Raw genomic sequence first — 17415 nt, forward strand, 5'->3', positions numbered from 1 at the left:
GGTAACGGGCATCAGCGGCGCTAAAGAATCTGAGCAGCGTTATTTGCCCGAATATGGGCATGTTTAAAATCTAACGAATCTCAACCCCGCTAATAGCGTGTGAGAGATTCGTTAGATTTTTGCAATGCCCGTTATTCATAGAATAGCGTGCGGGAGATTCGTTAGCCAAACCATGCAGCCAGTTTATTGCTTCCTCGTCGAACATCCGAATGTGGTTGGAACTGCGCTGGACGCTGGGCACCTGGTGCCGATGCTGTAACGGAACGATGCGACTCTTAGCTGGCACAATACGCCGGATTGGAAACGTAACGGAACTCCGCGACTCTTACAGCTCATTTTATCTGCTTTTCCCCCACTTCTATGCCTCTAAGGGTCGGAGAGTTCCGTTAAAAAACCGCAGCAGCCATTTTCGCCGTCTAAGCGCCGCTCCGTTCCGTTACAGCTTATGCTACTCTGCCGCTGAGGCAGCTTGTGCCTGCACGCATACGCCTGACTGCCAAACCGGACGCACCCATCACAAAAAAGCCGGGCGGAAACACATGCGTTTTTCCGCCCGGTCTTTTTTATTGGGGGCTGTTGGGACAGCCCCTTGGATTATATAGCCGTTAATCCGGCCACCTGCTTTTGCAGCGCCTTCAGCTGCCGCTGCATATCGGCTGCATCATTCTGCTGCTTCTTCACCACGCTGGTCAATACGCCGATAATATCCATCAGCACAACAGACTTGCCGTCTGCAGTCGTGAAGCTGTCCGGCACCTCTTCTGCAATAAAGCCGATATTCTCTCTTTTGGCGCTGTCCTTCAAGTATTGGAAGGTGACGGGTTTCAGCTTGCCCAACAGCTCCAATGCCCGCTTTGCAGGCAAGCCGGAGATATTCTCCTTGAAGCTCCGGGAGGAGGTCTGCGAGAAATTGGCTGCCCGCATATTGCCCTCTACATCCAGCTTGAAATCCTCCGACGCCTCCTTGCCGATCCCCACATTCTGGGCTGAATCCACGGTTATGGCGCCTGCCAGCTCCGCCAGCTTCTCATGGGAATGATCCTTGTAAGCGAAAGGCTTCAGCTCCCCTTCCACTCCCGCCAGCCATTCGCCTTCCGTCTCATCCCAAGCCAAACATGCTTTGGGATCCGACCCCCGCAGCGTTTCCAGCCCGTGGTTTACTGCCAAATGCCCGGTGATCACGGCATCCTTGGCAACCAAATCACCGCTGACTGCCGCGTTGGCCACAGACAGGCCGCCGCTAATTTCGGCATCCTGCACAATGAGAATACCGCTGATGGTGGCATCCTTGGCGGTGAAGGTTCCGTTGAAGGCGGCGTCCTTGGCGGTCAGCAGGCTGCTTACGAAAGCATCCTTCACTGTCAACACTGTGGCAACCGCCGCTTCCTGCACCGTCAGCTTGCCGCTGACCGCTGCATCCCCGCTGACGTCCAGCTTGACTGCAGGTGCGGAGGTGCCGATGCCCAGGTTGCCGTCCTTGATCTTCAAGGCCCCGCTCAAATCCGTCAGCTCCTGATGCGTATGACCGCTGTAGGATAGCTGGCGCAGACTGCCCTCCACACCGGCCTGCCATTCTCCCAAGGTCTCGTCCCACACAAATCTCGCCTTGGGTTTTGCTCCTCTGACCGTTGTGATGCCCTGACTGAAGGACGCACTTCCGCTGAAGGCGGCATCCTTGGCGGTCAGCAGGCTGCTTACGGAAGCATCCTTCACCGTCAATGCGGTGACAACCGCCACCTCATTCACCGTCAGCTTGCCGCTGACAGCTGCATTCCCGCTGACGTCCAGCTTGGCAGCAGGTGCGGAGGTGCCGATTCCAATGTTGCCATCCTTCACCTTTAGTGCGCCGCTAATGTCCGACAGCTCCTGGTGCGTATGGCCGCTGTACGAAAGCTGGCGCAGGCTGCCCTCCACACCAACCTGCCATTCCTCCACAGTCTCGTTCCACACGATTCTTGCCTTGGGTTTTGTTCCTCTGTCCGTGGTTATCCCCTGGCTGAAGACTGCGCTTCCGCCAAAGGCGGCATCCTTGGCGGTGAAGCTGCCGCTTACATTCGCACTCAGCGCAGTCAAGGAAGTGCTGAATATACCTTCCGCTGCTGTGACCTTTCCTGAAATACGGGCATCGCCGGATACATCCAGCTTGGCCGCCGGAGCAGGATTGCCGATCCCGATATTGCCCGCATCAATGCTGATGGCGGAGGTTAAACCGCTCAAACCCGTAAACTCGGGGTGGGTATGCCCCTTGAACTCAAGAGCCTGCAGATGATCCGACACCCCAGCCACCCATTGACGCCCGGCTTCACTCCAGACCATTTGCGCCGGGAGCTCCGTTCCGCCACGGTACACCTCAAGACCGCCGTCATTCTCAAGCGGTGTGGCACGCGGCTCGTACTTGTTCACCCTGATGATGTTATCCTCTACCTCGAGTGTGGTCGTATTGATGGTAACCACATCGCCGTTTACCGTCAGGTTGCCGGCCACTGTAAGATCCTTGGAGATAAGGGCGCTTCCGGCAGTTAATTGGCCTTCGACACTGGCCGACCCCTTCATTACAGCTGGGCCTTTAATTTCGGCTGTTCCCGTCTCCAGCTTGCCGTTCACACTTGCAGCACCTTGAACCTCCAGCTTGCCGCTTATACTTGCAGCTCCCTGAACATCCAGTCTGTTCTTGGGTGCGGCGGTGCCGATGCCCACATTTCCATCCTTCGTGACGCCCAATGCGACGGTATCCGCAGGTGTCCGGACATCCAGAAGCGCCAGCGGAGCAATCGTTCCTATTCCCACCTTGCCTTCCTTATCCGCACAAATGGCAATGGTGTCCGCCAGCTCATTGTAAAGCTTGTTTTGTCCGCCTCTGGGTGTCCCCAGCTCAGACCGCGTAACTCCATCGCCGTAGAACCAGACCCCTTTGTCGTTATCCCATTCAATCTTCGCTGTAGGCAATTCCTTACCCTTGTCATCCTGTCCCCGGGGAGCTTCGAAGCGGCTTGTTATCAGCCGGCCGGCAATGGTAAGCTTTTCGCTGACCGATACATCCGCTGCCTGCACCGTCTTATTGAAAGCTGCCGCACCGTTGAAGGTGGCTTCCTGTTGAGCCGTGACCGCACCGGAGAAGGTTGCCGCACCGGCCACCTCCGTCTCCGTACGGAACAGAGCCTTGCCCGCCACATCCAGCGCCTCGGTGGGATTATCCGTGCCGATGCCCATTCTGCCGCTGCGGGTCAGACTCAGCACCGTTTTGTCTGCTGTTCCCAGCTTCCAGCGGTCTTTGACCCACTTGATCTGAGCCTTCGTTTCCGTCCCCTGGGGAACCTCCAGGCCGTCTCCCACCGAGAGCGTTCCCGCAATGGCCGCACTGGCTGCCGAAACCGCTCCTTTAATGTCGGCTTTGGCTGCCTGCAACCCTCCCGCTGCCGTCACATTGCCATCCTTGTCCGCCATGAAAACTGCTAGTTTGTCCGCTGTCCCCATCTGCCACTGACCCTTGGCCTCATTCCATACCAGACGCGCCGCAGCCAGCCCCGTTCCGCGGTATACCTCGATACCGCCGCCGTCCGGCGAAGCGGCATTGCTGCCGTCCTTGTTCAGCGTCGCCAAGGGGCTGCCGATATGAAGCTCATCCGTATTCAGACTTGCCGTTGCTCCGCGCACATCCAGACTTCCGGTAACCGTCAGATTGCCGCCGACAGCCAGATCATGATGGACATCCACATCGCCCTCCGCATTGGCGCTTAGGGCCAGGACATCATTCTGCGGGTTATAAAGCTGGCTGTGGATATGAAGGGCATCCGCGTTGGTTCCCTGGATGAGTTTCTCCCAGGAGCTTCCGCTGGCGATGTTCTCCAGAGCGCCGCCGATGCCAAGCTTCCATTTCCGCTCTGTTTCATTCCAGATCAACCGGGCCTTGGGCTGGGATTCCCCCCGGTATACCTCCAGTCCGCTTTCACTTACAGGGGAGGTGTCCCCCTCGAACTTGTTAATTTCGATCATATTGGCGGCAACAACAAGATCTTCCTTCTCCACGGTGGTGGTTTTGCCCTTGACTGTCAGGTTGCCGTCGATGGTAAGCGAGCCGTCAACCGACACGCTCCCGGCTATATCCGCCCCGTTATTAACCGTGAGGGTGCCGAGAACCTCCGCATCCTCCGTAATCTCGATACCGCCGTTCCCCTTTACCGACAATGCCGTGTTTCCCGCGCTGTCATTCAGGAAGCTGTGGGTATGCAGTCCGTCCCCGGAGGAGGATACACCTCCGGTAAGCACGTCCCAGTTGCTGCCGTAGGCAATATTGGAGAGGCTTGTGCCAAGCCCCAGCTTCCATCGGCCGGAGGCCTCATCCCATACCAGACGGGCGCTGGGGCTTTTGCTGCCCCGGTATACCTCAATGCTGCCTTCCTTCAGAACGGCGCTGGTCTCACCTTCATATTTATTCAGCTCGATTTTGCTGCTGCGGACCACCATATCCGTCCGGTCAATAAAGGTGGTTTTGCCCTTCACCGTCAAGTCGCCGTCAATGGTGGCCGAACCGCCTACCTGAAGACCACCATGCATGGCGGCGCCTCCCGCAACATCCAACGCCCCCTTTACCACCGCATCACCGGAGGCTGTAACCTGGCCTTCCTCATTCACCGCAAACACGATTCCGCCGGAGGAGGTGCTAAGCGAGCTGTGCTTGTGGGCCTGCTCCGCAACCCCGCCGCTTGTCAAAGAGTCCCATTTGCTGCCGTAGGGGATATCCGCCAAGCTGCCCTCTACCCCGATTTTCCACTTCTTATCGGTCTCGTTCCATTCCAGACGGGCCTGGGGATCGGCGCTGCCCCGGTAAACATTTAATCCGCCCTTGGCTTCAACAGGGGCATCTCCGTCTCCTTTGTTTACCGTAAGGAAGCTGTCGGTTACCTCCTGCTCCACCTTCTTAACCAGCACCTCTTCTTCACGGACAATCAGCTTGTTCACGGTTAGGGTTTCCCCGACCATCAGCTCATGGGGAATATGGACATTGCCGTCAACGCCGATTTCAAGAGCCAGCTTGCTTCTGTCCTCATTGTGGAACTGTCTGTGGGTATGAAGCGCATCGGCGTTTTGATTGCCACCCGTCAGCTTCTCCCACTGCTCCCCGTCGGGAATATCCGTCATTTTGCCGTCTGCGGTGCCGGTTTGCCATTTCTTCGCCGCTTCGTTCCAGGCGATCCGGGCATTAGGCAGCGTATCTCCCCGCTTGATCTCCAGGCCGTTATTGCCTGCGATCAGGCTGCGGGCTATGGTCAGCGACTGTTCAATACGGACATCCCCCTGCTCATCCGCAGTCAGAACCGGGCTCCCGTCGGTCCGGTGAAGCCCGCTGTGCTGATGCAGCTTGTCTGCATTGGCCCCCTGGTGCAGCTTATCCCAATCCCCGCCGTAGGCTACCGTATGCATCCCGCTGGATAGGTCATCGGGATGGGCTTCCGTGCCGATCTTCCAGGCTTTATCCGTCTCATCCCACAAGAGCTTGGCGCTGGGCCGGTTTTCCCGGCAAACCTCCAGTCCCCCGCCGCTTTGGGCGCCGGGATTCTTATTCAGGGTGACGGTACTCCCGCTAATAATAACCTGGGGCACATCCAAAGTAGCCAATCCGCCGCTTACATCAATGCCGTTCTTGGCAGAGAGCGGCCCGGCAATGTCAGCGGAGCCGGTAATCTCCACATCCCCCGCCTGGTTGACCTTCAAGGCATGTTTGCTGCCTGCCGTAACGGTGAGCTCGCCTTTGATCTCCGCGTTCCCGTAGGTTTCCAGGGAGCCGCTGCGCACCGCACCTGTAAATTCTGTTGCCGGTGCATGCACGAACAGCTTGCTGCCCTCCTGCCCGCCTTCCTCCTCCGTATTGCTGAGATAGGGCAGGGTTACCTCCTCCTTGGAGCCGATGATCATTTTATCCGCCTTGACTGTACTGCCTACCGCTCTTGCCACAATGGGGGTTCCGTCCGTATCCTTATCGTAAATTCCGCCCACCGCCAAGGAGCCGTCCTGGTTATGCTTCAGGGTAACGCGGGCCAGGATAATATCCTTGCGCGGGTCCTCCGGCTTGGAGGAGCCGGCCTTAATCTCCGACATCTCCCAGATATGGATTTCGGCTCCGCCGCCCTTGGGCAGATCCTTGTCGGCAAGCACCTCCTTGTAGCGGACAGTAATATAAATCTGATCCGATGTACTGTACCCGGAAAGATCCACCAGACGGTCCGGATGAGTGTCGCTGATGAGGATTTCCTGGCTGATCTCCTCCTGATTCTCTTCATCATAGATCCGGTTGAGAGCAAGTCCGGGAGACACCTCCACCTTCAGCAGATCCGTGGAGGAAGGGGCCGCCTCCACCTTCAGGCCGGAAACCACACCCCAATTGTGAAAGTACCGGTTATGGAGGCGCTGCAGGCGCTTGTGATGCTGCTGGTCCAGAATCAAATCCTCTTGCTTCAGCAACAGGCCGTCGAAATAATTCATGCGTTTCATATCTTTTGGCACAATGTCATTCCTCCCGCTTCTTCGTACTATGGAGCTGTCAGGAAATTAGTACCCGCTTTTGTTGAGGAAATCTCCACGGTGTTGGGAGTTTTCTCAGCAAATTAGCGGTACTTTATTTCGTGACAGTCTCTAAGTGCTGCTCCCTGCCGGCTGTACCGGGGACTTATTGCGCGTCCTCTTCTCCACGGGCCAAAAGCTCCTCCAGAACCTGGATGGCGCCGGTGATGCGTGTAACCGTATAACCGAGATTATTGCGCTTCTCCTCCAGCTCCTGCAGCATTTGATGCCCGGTCTCCAGCTCCGCCTTCAGTTCCTCCATACGCGCTTGCAATTGTTGTTTCATGGTTGGTTCCTCCTATTAATCAGGCGCCCTGCAGGGCCGCGATTTGTTTTTGCATCCGGTTGAGTGCTTTTTGCTGGTCCTTCAGCACACTGGTGAGAACCGCAATGATGTCCATGGCGCCAACGGCACGCTGATCGGGATCAGCCAGCACCGCAGGAACCTCCTCCGCCACAAAACCCAGAGTGCGCTCCTTGGTGCTTTCCTTATATTTGAACGAGACCGGATTCAGCCCGTCCAGAAGCTGCTTCGCCTCCTTGACGGACAGATCCGCAATGTTATCCTTAATCTCACGGGAGGAGGACCAGTACATGCCGTTGGCGTAAACGCCGCCGCTGGCATGAATGTAGATGCGGTCGCCGCTGTCATTGGTGACGCCGATATCCAGAACGCAATTTTCGCCGCTGGTCGGGTAATATTTGATGTATGCGGAATCTCCCCATCCGCCGCCGGGATCGGACGGAAATATAATGCCGTTATTGCCGCTGCCTGCGCTGGGGGTAAGCGCCCCCCGGACCTCCAGGCCGCTGTGGACGGAGGCATACGACCAGTCGTTGCCATAGTTCAGCACCAGATGGCTCCCGTTGTCCACCAGGGCCCGGCCCGGGCTGCCTCTGCGGGTGGAATAGCCGATGCAGAAATCCGCGCACCGCACATCCGCCCTGAAGCTATCCGCCACGTCCAGCTTCTTGAAGCGTCCGTCGAAGTTCAGAACGGCCGCCTTGATGGTGCCGTTAATCTGCAGGTCACCGCTGATCAGCGCTCCTCCGTTGACCTTCAGGAACCCGTTCACATCCAGCTCATCCCAGACCGAGACCCTTCTCCTGCCGCCGGCGGAGGTATTGCCTACGATCATCAGAGACTTGTACACGCCATTGTCGTTGCTGATCTCCGCCTGGTTGGGCGCCTGGTCAGGAAAGCCCTGCCAGTTAGAGGTGAACCGGACCGGATTCTGGCCGGCTCCGGTGAGAATCCTTAACCCTCCTGCTACCTCCAGCTTATCCCGTGGAGTGAGTGTACTGATCCCCACATTGCCGGAGGCATTCAACGAGATATGGTCATTGGCGTCATTGGAGGTTCCGATCTCCAGCGTACAATCCTCCCCTGTACGGGGGAAGTACTTGATCCAGGCCAGGTCCCCGGAACCGCCACCGGGGTCTCCCGGGAAGAGGATGCCGTTATGCTCGCCCCGGCCCACACTGGGGATAATTTCCTGGGAGGCCTGCATTTTTCCGTTCACATACAAGAACCCGTTGACATCCAGCCGGTCCCACACTGCCACCTTGCGTCCTTGCCCGGCAGATTGGTTGCCCACCAGCATAAGCGCTTTGTGGTAGGAGGTGTCGTTGCAGATTTCGGCCCCATTGATCTTATCGTCCGGGAATGCGCTCCAAACGGAGGTGAAGCGCAGCGGATTCTTGCCGCTCAGAATCTTCAGGCTGCCGTCCACATCCAGATTATCCTCCAGAGGCTTACGGGGACCGATTCCCACATTCCCGGAGCTGCTCCAGGAGACCACCGCCTTATCCACCTGGACACCGTTGGCCAAATCCCGGGTACCCAGCACACCGCCCCCGCTTCCAAAAAGAACCGGCCCCTCCACCTCGGCATTGGCGAAGGCCTTGCCCTTGCCGAACCAGGCCAGCCCGTGCCGGCTGTCCACCGTAGTGCGGTTGGCCGCCTTCAGCCAAACTGTCTTGTCATCCTTGATGGCCAGATCGCTGTCGCTGTACAGCCTGCCGTCCTCATTAAACCCCAGGGAGCCCCCGTTCGTGCCGGACAGATTGCCGTGTTTGTGCAGAGAATCCGCTAAACCGCCTGCGATCAGACTGTCCCAGCCGTCACCGTAAGCAATTTTCTTCAAATCATTGCCAAGCCCGGCCTTGAAGCATTGCTCATTCTCCACCCATACGATTCTGGCGTCATTGGCGCCCCCATCTCCGCGGTATACCTCCAGCCCCCCGTCTTTGGGTCCGGAGAACTCACCATTCTCATCCGGGCTGTTGACCTCCACGAAGCTGTTCATGATCCGCAGCTCACTTTGGGATTTGTCCTTGCTTTGCATGTACAGCTCACCCATCAGCGTCACGTCCTGGGCGATATGGACATCCCCCGTAAAATAGGTGACTGGTGCATCAACCTGCAGGATTTGTCCGCCCTGCAGCGTATAAATGGAAGGCATAGAGCCAAGGGACTCTTCGTTTTGAGCCATATCCTCCATGGCATCATCGCTTTTGGCCTTCATCACCAGCCGCTCCGTCACCAGCTTCTTGCCGGCCGCGCCTGCATACACCCGCAGGGGAGTCCGTTTGGCGTCGATGCCGTAATCAAAGATGCAGTCACTGTCGATGACCGTGCTTGAACCGTCATTCCTCGGAACAATCCGGGCCAGCACAATATACCTGGAGGGCTCCTCCGGCAGCTGATTGCTGTGGCTTATGCGGCCCCGCTCCCAGATATGGATTTCCTCCCCCTGCCCCCGTTCGTTATTGCGGTCTGCCTTCACTTCCTCATAGCTGACCATGATGTAAATGGATTCATTGGCATTGTACTCGGACAGATCCACAGGATTGTCCGGATGCCCTTCGTAGATCAGGATTTCCTGGCTGACGCTTTCACTCTTTTTGGTTGCTGCATCCGTCAGCACCACCTGGTTCAGCGCAACTCCCTCCTGAACCTTCACCTTCATGCTCTCTCCCGCCACCGGCACCACCTTCAGGCCGCAGACAATCCCCCATGTGTGGAGATAACGGTTATGAAGCCGCTGCAGCCTCAGGTAAAAATCCTGATCCAGGCTGTAATCCTCCGCATTCAGGAAGAGCCCGTCAAAGTACCGCATTCTTGAAAGTTCTTTTCCCATGTCTTGCATCCTCCCGATATCTGACAGAATCTATTTCTCGGCCATACCGCCAAGCAGGGTTTCCATGCCGACACGCCCATAAACGCCAACGCGCATTTGCGGCACCTCAATGTTCAGGCTGAAATTGGTGTAGAAGGGGCTTTCCTTCCGGATAACCTCCCGGATGATCTGAGCCTTCCTGTTCAGCATGGTTCTCGTAGGGCTGGGAAGCAGCACATGCACCGAAAAATAGCTGGAATTCGCCGCCCCCACCATGGTGTTTATGCCGGCACGCCGGTTCATCCCACAGCGGATCGGTTCCTCATAGCTGCAAATTTCAATTTCCGCCTCCGGTCCTGCATACACCTGCACATAATCCTTCAGCCCCGCAAGTGTGCCCCGCTTCTTGTACAGCTGGACAGCCGTTCCGATCAAATGGCGGTTAACCGAGTCCCGGGCTTCTGGAAGAGGGAGAAGCTGCAGAGGAGCCAGCTCCTTCTCCCGCTTATCTGCCTCACCCTCATATTCCACCCCCTCCTCCAGCTCCAGACCCACCCAGCCTGCCAGCCAGTCCAGAAGCTGCGGCGGTGTATAATCCGGGTCCAAATAACCGTGGAACCCGTCCAGCAATGCCTCCACACCTGCGTTTTCCACGCCGGATGCCCCGTTGTTCCCGGAGAGCATCGCCTCGAAGGCCTGCAAAAACCGGCCGAGAAAAAAATCCTCGTCGGATTGGCCCGACTTTTGCTGATATATCCTTGGAAGGTATGCAACATAACCGGAATGATTGGATATACTCATGCTTCCACCTCAACCTTCAGCTCCTTCAGCCGGAACATCTGGTGCGGCAGCAGCTCCGGTGAATCCAGCGTAATACCCGTGACATGGTTAATTCCGTTAATGGCCTCTACCAGATGATACAGATCAGAGGAATAAAGCCTTCTTCCGGGCGGCCACCCCTTGCCCTCTCCGCCGCCTGACACGGGATCAAGAAAGGAGATAACGTTTTTTTCCACGGTGCTTGCAATTCCCTTATCCTGGGCGGATACGGTCATTTCAAGATGAACGTCCAGGTATTCGGGCTCCACAACATGGACTCGTGTTGTCACCAGCTTGCGGGCATCCAGATATGACTTCACCGCCTGCTTCATATCCGGCAGCTCCCGCATGAGCTCACGCTGGTTTTGTGTGTTCACCACAAGAATAACGGAAACATGTCCGAAAACCGTCTTCGTTTCGCCTGTGCTGTCCTCCATATCCGTATTGATCAGACAGATGGTCCGGTACGCCAGATCAGGATACTTGTTCTGTATACCGGGAAACCCCATGAGCGCCTGTCCGGCCAAAAGCTCATAATCGGCAGCCGTTACAGCTCTGGTGCATTCCGAGAACTGCTTCGCCCCCCGGTTCATGCCGGAGGCCAGCTCCTCCTCCTTGTCCAGGGTGATGCCCAAGAGCTTCAGAAACCGGAGCTGGTTCTCCTCCGTCACCTGGTCCACCCGGTAAAGCACCATTTCGCTAAACCAGGCCAACAGCTCTACCAGCGTAATGCCGGGGTCAGACGGATTATAGTTGGTCCATTCCGGATCATAGACCGGAATCAGAGCCTTGGCATCGGCCACCAGATCATGAAATCCAATGTCGTCCAGATCAGGTATCACCAGCGGCATTCTTCTCTCCCCCTTTTGACTCCCGTTTTTTGTTGATCAAGTGTGTGCCGCCGCAGACCAGCTCATTGTCCTCCAGGAAGATATTCTCCGACCGGACCTCATGGATCCGAAGCGGCGTCGTATTCACGTATTCATCGGGCCGGCTTAAGAAAACGATGTCCTTGGGCTTCAACAGAGCAACCTTCAAATAAACAGGGCCCGGACCCACAACAGCTTCATTCAGAATATAAGAACGGATGGTCAGATCGTCAGTTGCCTGATACTCCACATCGCTTCCCTGCGGATACAGTCCGGTTGTCTCTTCGCCGTCGGCCATGCTGCAAACCAGAATATCCCCATCAATTGAATCCACCCTCAGCTCAACAGGCTCATGACTCCGGTGCTTGAGGAGAAGGGTTTCCCCCTCCTTAAAGCCTTTTACCATCAGGGTTTTGATACCGCTCCCCGCCTCCACCCGCTCCGCCAGTCCGAAAACCATTGTGTTGTCGTCCGTGCGGACTGCGCTGTATTTGGGATAAGCTCCGGTCGGTTTGTAGGGCCCGTATTCCAGCGGATCGATCCGTAGGGTGAAGCACTGCACAGAGGCTTTGACCGCAATGCCGGAGACATAATCCACTCCCGGCGTTCCTTTGATCACGGCATACACCTCGGAAACGTACATATTCTGGCCCAGCTCCCAGCCTGCCCCTTTGTCGCCGCCGTACAAGGGATGGAAAAACCGCTTCAGGTTGTCTATAATCCGGCCTTCCGTCACCTTCCGCTGCTCCATGCTGGTAAATTCCACATCCGCCTCAATGCCGATGCGGACATAATCGGGGCCGGTCACCACAATCCCCGGCATAGCCGTATTCAATACAGCCGAAGTCCGTTCACACAGGAAGCCTTCGATTTCACTGAGCAGCTCCTGGCTGGGAGCGGGCTTCGAATCGTCCTTCTCCGGCACAACGATAACAGTTGCTTGGCCCGGCGCAAATGTAAGCTGGCGGTTCATGGTGCTTAAGCATTTGACCTTGGCAATCTGCGGCATCGCCTCCCGGACCAGCCATTCCATATCCTCCGACGTTACTCCCCGGTTCCAGCTTTTCAGTGTGTGCGGTCCCCGGATGCTAGTATCCTCCTGCTCCTCCTGGTCGAAGCCTCCGTCAGCGGCAACGGGGTTAACCGCCGATTCCAGCCAAGGGAGGCTGTCCCACACGTTGGTAATGGAGCCCGCCTCCACATTGCCCGCCTTACCGCCGCCATGCTTGTAGGCACATTTGATATTGTCCGTTCCCGTAGGCGGAATCATCCCGGCCTTCCCGTTGCCGAATACCACTACGCCGCTTTTCCTGTCCAGCGTATAATGACGGTCGGCGGCTCCGGATATGGAGAAGGTGTCCGTCTCCTCCCATGGCACCCACTGCTCCTGGCCCATTGCTTCCTTGACCCAAAGAATCTGTCCCGGCAGCACCGGAGTTTTGGAAAGCTGGAAGCGCTGGTCGGCTTCACCGTTGCTGGAGCCCAGAATTTCCCCCTGCACTGTGCTTGTATTGCGCGCCCAGACCACGTTGGGGAAGATGGCCTCCAGCCTGGGGAGAACCTCGAAGGAGCCGTCATCCAGCCTGGCACGGATCCAATAATGCTCCGTACCGAACAGCGGCTTTTTCTGCATATCGGAGGGAACGGCAAGCTGCAGGATTTCCCTTCTGGTGAAATGCCGGATCGCATCATCCACACTCAGTGTCATCCACTTCTCCCCGTCCCAATATTCCCAGGCCACAACAGGCTTGGACCCGGACTTTCCGGCCTGTTCACCAGCCAGCGGGAAAAAGAGGGATACAGGCAAACCGCTGATATCCTCGTCAAAGGCCAGATAAAAGATAGGGTCCGTTTCGGAGCAGGGGTAGAAGGGCTTAAAGTACACACCATCCTCCAGGCATGCGGCCGTCATCTCGTCAAAACAGAAATTATTTTCCGTCAGGACCGTTTCGGGATGACTCTCCAGCGTATAGCTGTAATCCACCGTCAGCCTGCGGATGGAAGGAGGCGCATAACTGGCGGGAGTAACCTGAAGCTGGGCGATGTTGACCGTCTCCGTTCCGATCTTGACCTCCGAGTCCTTGTACTCATATTTGGCCTCCTCCCCGTAATGGCCACCCGTCAGACGGACCCGGAGCCAGGTGTGCTCCTCTCCGTTGATCACCGAGGGTTTCATAGCGGGACAGGTAAAATAAACGGTGCCGCTCCGGGTGAAGGTTTCCGCACTTTGGACCCCCTCCTCCGTCCGGGACTCCTCCGGCGACTCCGGGGACGAAGCGTAGACGGCATTATGCAGCTCGCTGATTTCAGCCCACTCTGCCCCGTTCCAGTACTCCCAGCCCAGCTTAACATAGCGGGTATCCGGCAGCTTGCTGATTTGCGGATCGGACAGCTCCAACGTAACGGATACGGCTGCACCCGCCTTCGTAAAGGCCTCATCGCATGCAAAGTAGAAGGTATCGTTAATCCTCGGCTTTTCTCCAAACGGATAAAAATCCTTGCTCATATCCAGAGGGATGCCATTGTTTACCGCTGTCTGCGGAGCAAGCGGCGCCGGATTCCGGAGAAGGAGCTCCATCCCGATGGCCTCAATATCGGGCATGGTGCCGGCGGTGGTGATGGGCGTTTTCAGCTCGGCATACATCCACCTGTTGCTCCATTCCTGCCGTTGCTCCGCCTGGTTATAACCGGCTACGGCTGCAGACGCAAAGGCAGGAAGCGTATCAAACTGATAGGACGCCCGCCAGAAATCATCCGTATACTCCCGAACCAAGGAAGGCGTCAGCTGATGCCGGTTCCCTTCCGTGTCAAAATAAAACCAGTCCATGTCCACATGATGTCCGGCGGACTTCGAATGATTCTGTACCGGCTTGTTAAAGTGAACGGTCAGCTTGCTGCCCGGTTCATGGTAACCAAGCAGTCCGGCATGGCCCACATACAGCCGGTGCACAACCGTGGAGTCTCCATTGAAGATAACCGCCGTTTGCCCGGAGCTCTCCTCCGAAAAAAGAAAATCCTGGTTGCTCCACTTATCCTCATGGGGAACAAGACTTACGGCTCTCACCAGCTTGGGCCGGATGACCGTCAGCTCCTTCTCCGTTTCGAAGATAACCTCCTGCGCGCCGTCCGGCTGGGCGGATACCTTGCTTCCCGCTGGAACGAAGCTGTGCTTGTCCCAATCCGCCTTCCGGGTGAACAATAAGGGCGCTTTGGCGGCTCGTGGAGGTGTGGGCCCGATGCCTAGCATGGTCAGGAAGGTGATGAAATTTTTATCCGGCGCCTTATTCAAACGCTCCAGAAGCTTGCCCAGCATATTGGTGAAAATATGCACCAGCGCATCGGCTTTCCTGTCCGCTTCAAGAAGGGACAGGTGGGACCATTCCTTGGCGCAATACTTCAGGATCAAACGCCTTAGCTCCGGAACCAGCTCTTCCTCTGTCCTTCGGTCAATTTGGGGTATCATAGTCGGCATCACCTCCCTGCGCTTTCAAGAAAGAACGGATAGACCAGATTATACTTACTGTTGCTGGATTTAACGGTATAGCTGATGGCAACCTCCAGCAGAGGCTGATCCGAGCTGGGAGTTACCGTAATTTCCTCGACCTCAATACGCGGCTCCCACTCCCGGAGGGCCTCCTCCATGTAGCTTTTGATCAGGGTTGCCGTACTCATGTTATTGGGAGCGAAGACCAGCTCATTCAACCGGCTGCCGAATTCCGGCCGCATGACACGCTCACCTCTGGCGGTGGAGAGAATGAGCATAACGGATTCCTTGATGGAATCCTCCCCCTCCGACACAGCCATGGCGCTTCTCTGGACCGAAAACGGGAATTTTAAACCCCGCCCCAAAAAATCGATGACCTCCATACCTAACCTCCTATAAAGACCGTTCCCGCCGCTACCACCTTGCCGACAGGCAAATCGGCCGGATCATTACATGTCAACGCCGTATCGCCATTTCTGGCCGCCATTTTCCCGTTGATCCTGACCGTTGCGCTTCCTGCCAGGATCTTGCCCTTATTGGCGGGCGGCTTCTGGAACGGTCCGCCCTGGGGCACATGGGACGGGGTATTGGTAGCCGTGGAGTTCATTGTGGCGGCAGGCTGTCCCATAATCTTCACATTGCTGCTGAGCGCCCCGTCGATGATGCCGGTAAACGGATGGGGCAACAGTGTGGGAACCATGGCTGCTCCTGCGGGAATCATCACAATATGCGTATCCGTCGCAAGAATCCGGTCTCCCTTCTTGGCTGCAGGCTGACCCATGCTGCTCCCTCCTAGTTGAGATTGATGGCGGCACCCTTCAGGTTCATCGTGCCGGAGGCCTTCACGTCCATACCGGCCGAGGCTTCCAGCTTGGTTTCCGCCGAGGATTTCATTTCGATGCTCTTGGCGCTAAGGACAAGCTTGCCATTAGGCGCGGAAATCTCGATGTCCTTAGCGGAAATGATGGAGATTTTGTTATCCTTCGTGGCGATGACCAGCTTGTTTTTACCCGACTTGTCGATAAGCTGAATGGTTTCACTGCCGTTTTTGTCATCCAGGCGGAAAACATGGCCCTTGGCGGAGGTGATGGTCAGCTGCTCCTCACCCTGCTTGTCGCTGAAGGCCAACACATGCCCGCTCCGCGACTTCAAGAGGCGGGTATTGTTTTTGCCATCCTTGTTGGTTTCGGGCGGCATGTCCTTCCCGTTCCACAAGGCGCCGATCACATAAGGACGGTTCACATCCCCGTTCTCAAAAGCAACCAGCACCTCGTCATCAGGCTCGGGCAGGAAGAAGGCCCCCCGCTCCTTGCCGGCCATGAAGGATACCATCCGGGCCCAATTGGATTCCAACATGCCAAGCATCGGGATCTTCACCTTCACCCGCCCGGGACCCGGCTTCTCCGCATCGTTGGCGGAATCATTCTTGATGACAATGCCCGCCACCACTCCATAGATTCTGCCTTCATTCAAAAAGCTGTCCGCAGCATTGGAAATTCCGGCTCCATCCCTCATAGGCCTGCCCTCTTTACTTTAAAAGTAGTGGTATAGCCCTTCGTATCATATTTATGCACGGTAGAGACAATGTAATAGATGCCGCTGAAGCGGTCTCCCAGTCCAAGCAGCTTGACGGTTTTGCCCGACCGCAGAAGCGCGTTGCCCCAGCACATGCCTTCGCCGGCAATAAACTCCCGGAGCCGGCTGTTATAGGCGGCTTGCGCCAGAGTCTTGGCCTCGCTCAATTCCACCAAACTTTCGGCAGGCAGGGCAATGGGGGATTCCTCCAAGGCCCTCGCCGACAGCTCGAAGCCGGTTTCCTTGCCGCCCATCTTGGTGGCTTCATCCCCGGCCTTGGCCTCCGCCTCCACAGCCTTCTTCTCCTTCACGTCCCAGCCCCGTACCTTCACCTTGCTTCCCCGGGTCAGTGCCCTCAGCTCCAGATTAATTCTCTCAAAATCCTTCTTGAAGGTCATATCCGGAAGCACCGGCGCCTTGGACGCCCGCGACTTGACGAAGATCAGCTTCTGATCATCGGCATACAATTCATAGTCCAGCCGTGCCGCCCGCTCCAGCAGAAACTCATAGTTGCTTAGATTGTTTTGGAACAGGTAGGGATAGATGGTCTTGGTATCCTCCACAACAGGTGTAAGGCCGTGCTCCTTGGCAATTTCGGAGGCGATATCGCTGTCCTTTTTCTTCAGGAACACCTTGCTTCTTGTACCCATACGGAGTCTGTGAAGCATGTCATAACCGCGGATTTCCAGAATGGAATGCTCCGAGAAGGTCAGGTCCAAAGAGGTAATTTCCCCGCTTATTAAGGGTTCGACCTTATCCAGCCCCAGGGACACCTTGATTTTGTCACCCGGCTTCACCGTCTTCAGGTCGATGCCCCGCCACATGCCGGCACCGGAATTCACCATATTCAGCTTGATGCAGAACAAGGCGGGTATGTTTAGCTCATCCTCTACGGTAACTGCCTCCACCGCAGCATTCATCTCAGGAGGGAGCTTGCTTCCGTTGATCTCTATCTTGAAATTGGCAACGCTGGTGCTCATTGCGATTC

General features: G+C 56.5%; 10 protein-coding genes. All 10 read right to left on the reverse strand.

The features are described from left to right. Positions 1-594 precede the first annotated feature (594 nt). The gene (locus ACI1P1_RS02660) at positions 595-6501 is read right to left on the reverse strand and encodes a tail fiber domain-containing protein (protein ID WP_416214815.1); all 5907 of its coding nucleotides are present in this window, start codon (positions 6499-6501) and stop codon (positions 595-597) included. Between the two features lie 163 nt (positions 6502-6664). Next, a complete protein-coding gene (locus ACI1P1_RS02665) occupies positions 6665-6844 on the reverse strand; it encodes a hypothetical protein (RefSeq protein WP_416214816.1) in 180 nt (59 codons plus the stop codon). Between the two features lie 19 nt (positions 6845-6863). Continuing rightward, the gene (locus ACI1P1_RS02670; RefSeq protein ID WP_416214817.1) at positions 6864-9701 is read right to left on the reverse strand and encodes a tail fiber domain-containing protein; all 2838 of its coding nucleotides are present in this window, start codon (positions 9699-9701) and stop codon (positions 6864-6866) included. A 30-nt stretch (positions 9702-9731) separates the two neighbouring features. Continuing rightward, positions 9732-10481 carry a phage tail protein gene (locus ACI1P1_RS02675; protein WP_416214818.1) on the reverse strand — a complete coding sequence of 250 codons (750 nt, stop codon included), beginning with the start codon at positions 10479-10481 and terminating at the stop codon, positions 9732-9734. After that, positions 10478-11350: a baseplate J/gp47 family protein gene (locus ACI1P1_RS02680; RefSeq protein ID WP_416214819.1), complete on the reverse strand. Its 873-nt coding sequence runs from the start codon at positions 11348-11350 to the stop codon at positions 10478-10480. The genes ACI1P1_RS02675 and ACI1P1_RS02680 overlap by 4 nt, the downstream gene beginning before the upstream one ends. After that, positions 11331-14831 carry a putative baseplate assembly protein gene (locus ACI1P1_RS02685; protein WP_416214820.1) on the reverse strand — a complete coding sequence of 1167 codons (3501 nt, stop codon included), beginning with the start codon at positions 14829-14831 and terminating at the stop codon, positions 11331-11333. Before ACI1P1_RS02685 ends, ACI1P1_RS02680 begins: the two co-directional genes overlap by 20 nt. Positions 14832-14839: 8 nt before the next feature. Beyond that, complete coding sequence (locus ACI1P1_RS02690; RefSeq protein WP_416214821.1) at positions 14840-15235, reverse strand: GPW/gp25 family protein; 396 nt, start codon at positions 15233-15235, stop codon at positions 14840-14842. Positions 15236-15237: 2 nt separating this feature from the next. After that, positions 15238-15633 (reverse strand): PAAR domain-containing protein, encoded by a 396-nt coding sequence (locus tag ACI1P1_RS02695; RefSeq protein WP_416214822.1) that lies wholly within the window; start codon positions 15631-15633, stop codon positions 15238-15240. 11 nt (positions 15634-15644) lie between these two features. Next, complete coding sequence (locus ACI1P1_RS02700; RefSeq protein WP_416214823.1) at positions 15645-16367, reverse strand: phage baseplate assembly protein V; 723 nt, start codon at positions 16365-16367, stop codon at positions 15645-15647. Continuing rightward, positions 16364-17407, reverse strand: coding sequence for a phage late control D family protein (locus ACI1P1_RS02705; RefSeq protein ID WP_416214824.1), 1044 nt, complete (start codon positions 17405-17407; stop codon positions 16364-16366). The genes ACI1P1_RS02700 and ACI1P1_RS02705 overlap by 4 nt, the downstream gene beginning before the upstream one ends. Positions 17408-17415: the final 8 nt, after the last annotated feature.

Source organism: Paenibacillus mesotrionivorans (assembly GCF_046098205.1).
GTDB lineage: Bacteria > Bacillota > Bacilli > Paenibacillales > NBRC-103111 > Paenibacillus_AR > Paenibacillus_AR mesotrionivorans.

Bases quoted from the DNA above. Each gene is read 5' to 3' on its own strand.
- ACI1P1_RS02705 (WP_416214824.1), bottom strand. From the start codon at position 17,407: ATGAGCACCAGCGTTGCCAATTTCAAGATAGAGATCAACGGAAGCAAG.
- ACI1P1_RS02670 (WP_416214817.1), bottom strand. From the start codon at position 9,701: ATGGGAAAAGAACTTTCAAGAATGCGGTACTTTGACGGGCTCTTCCTG.
- ACI1P1_RS02665 (WP_416214816.1), bottom strand. From the start codon at position 6,844: ATGAAACAACAATTGCAAGCGCGTATGGAGGAACTGAAGGCGGAGCTG.
- ACI1P1_RS02685 (WP_416214820.1), bottom strand. From the start codon at position 14,831: ATGATACCCCAAATTGACCGAAGGACAGAGGAAGAGCTGGTTCCGGAG.
- ACI1P1_RS02695 (WP_416214822.1), bottom strand. From the start codon at position 15,633: ATGGGTCAGCCTGCAGCCAAGAAGGGAGACCGGATTCTTGCGACGGAT.
- ACI1P1_RS02690 (WP_416214821.1), bottom strand. From the start codon at position 15,235: ATGGAGGTCATCGATTTTTTGGGGCGGGGTTTAAAATTCCCGTTTTCG.
- ACI1P1_RS02680 (WP_416214819.1), bottom strand. From the start codon at position 11,350: ATGCCGCTGGTGATACCTGATCTGGACGACATTGGATTTCATGATCTG.
- ACI1P1_RS02700 (WP_416214823.1), bottom strand. From the start codon at position 16,367: ATGAGGGATGGAGCCGGAATTTCCAATGCTGCGGACAGCTTTTTGAAT.
- ACI1P1_RS02675 (WP_416214818.1), bottom strand. From the start codon at position 10,481: ATGAGTATATCCAATCATTCCGGTTATGTTGCATACCTTCCAAGGATA.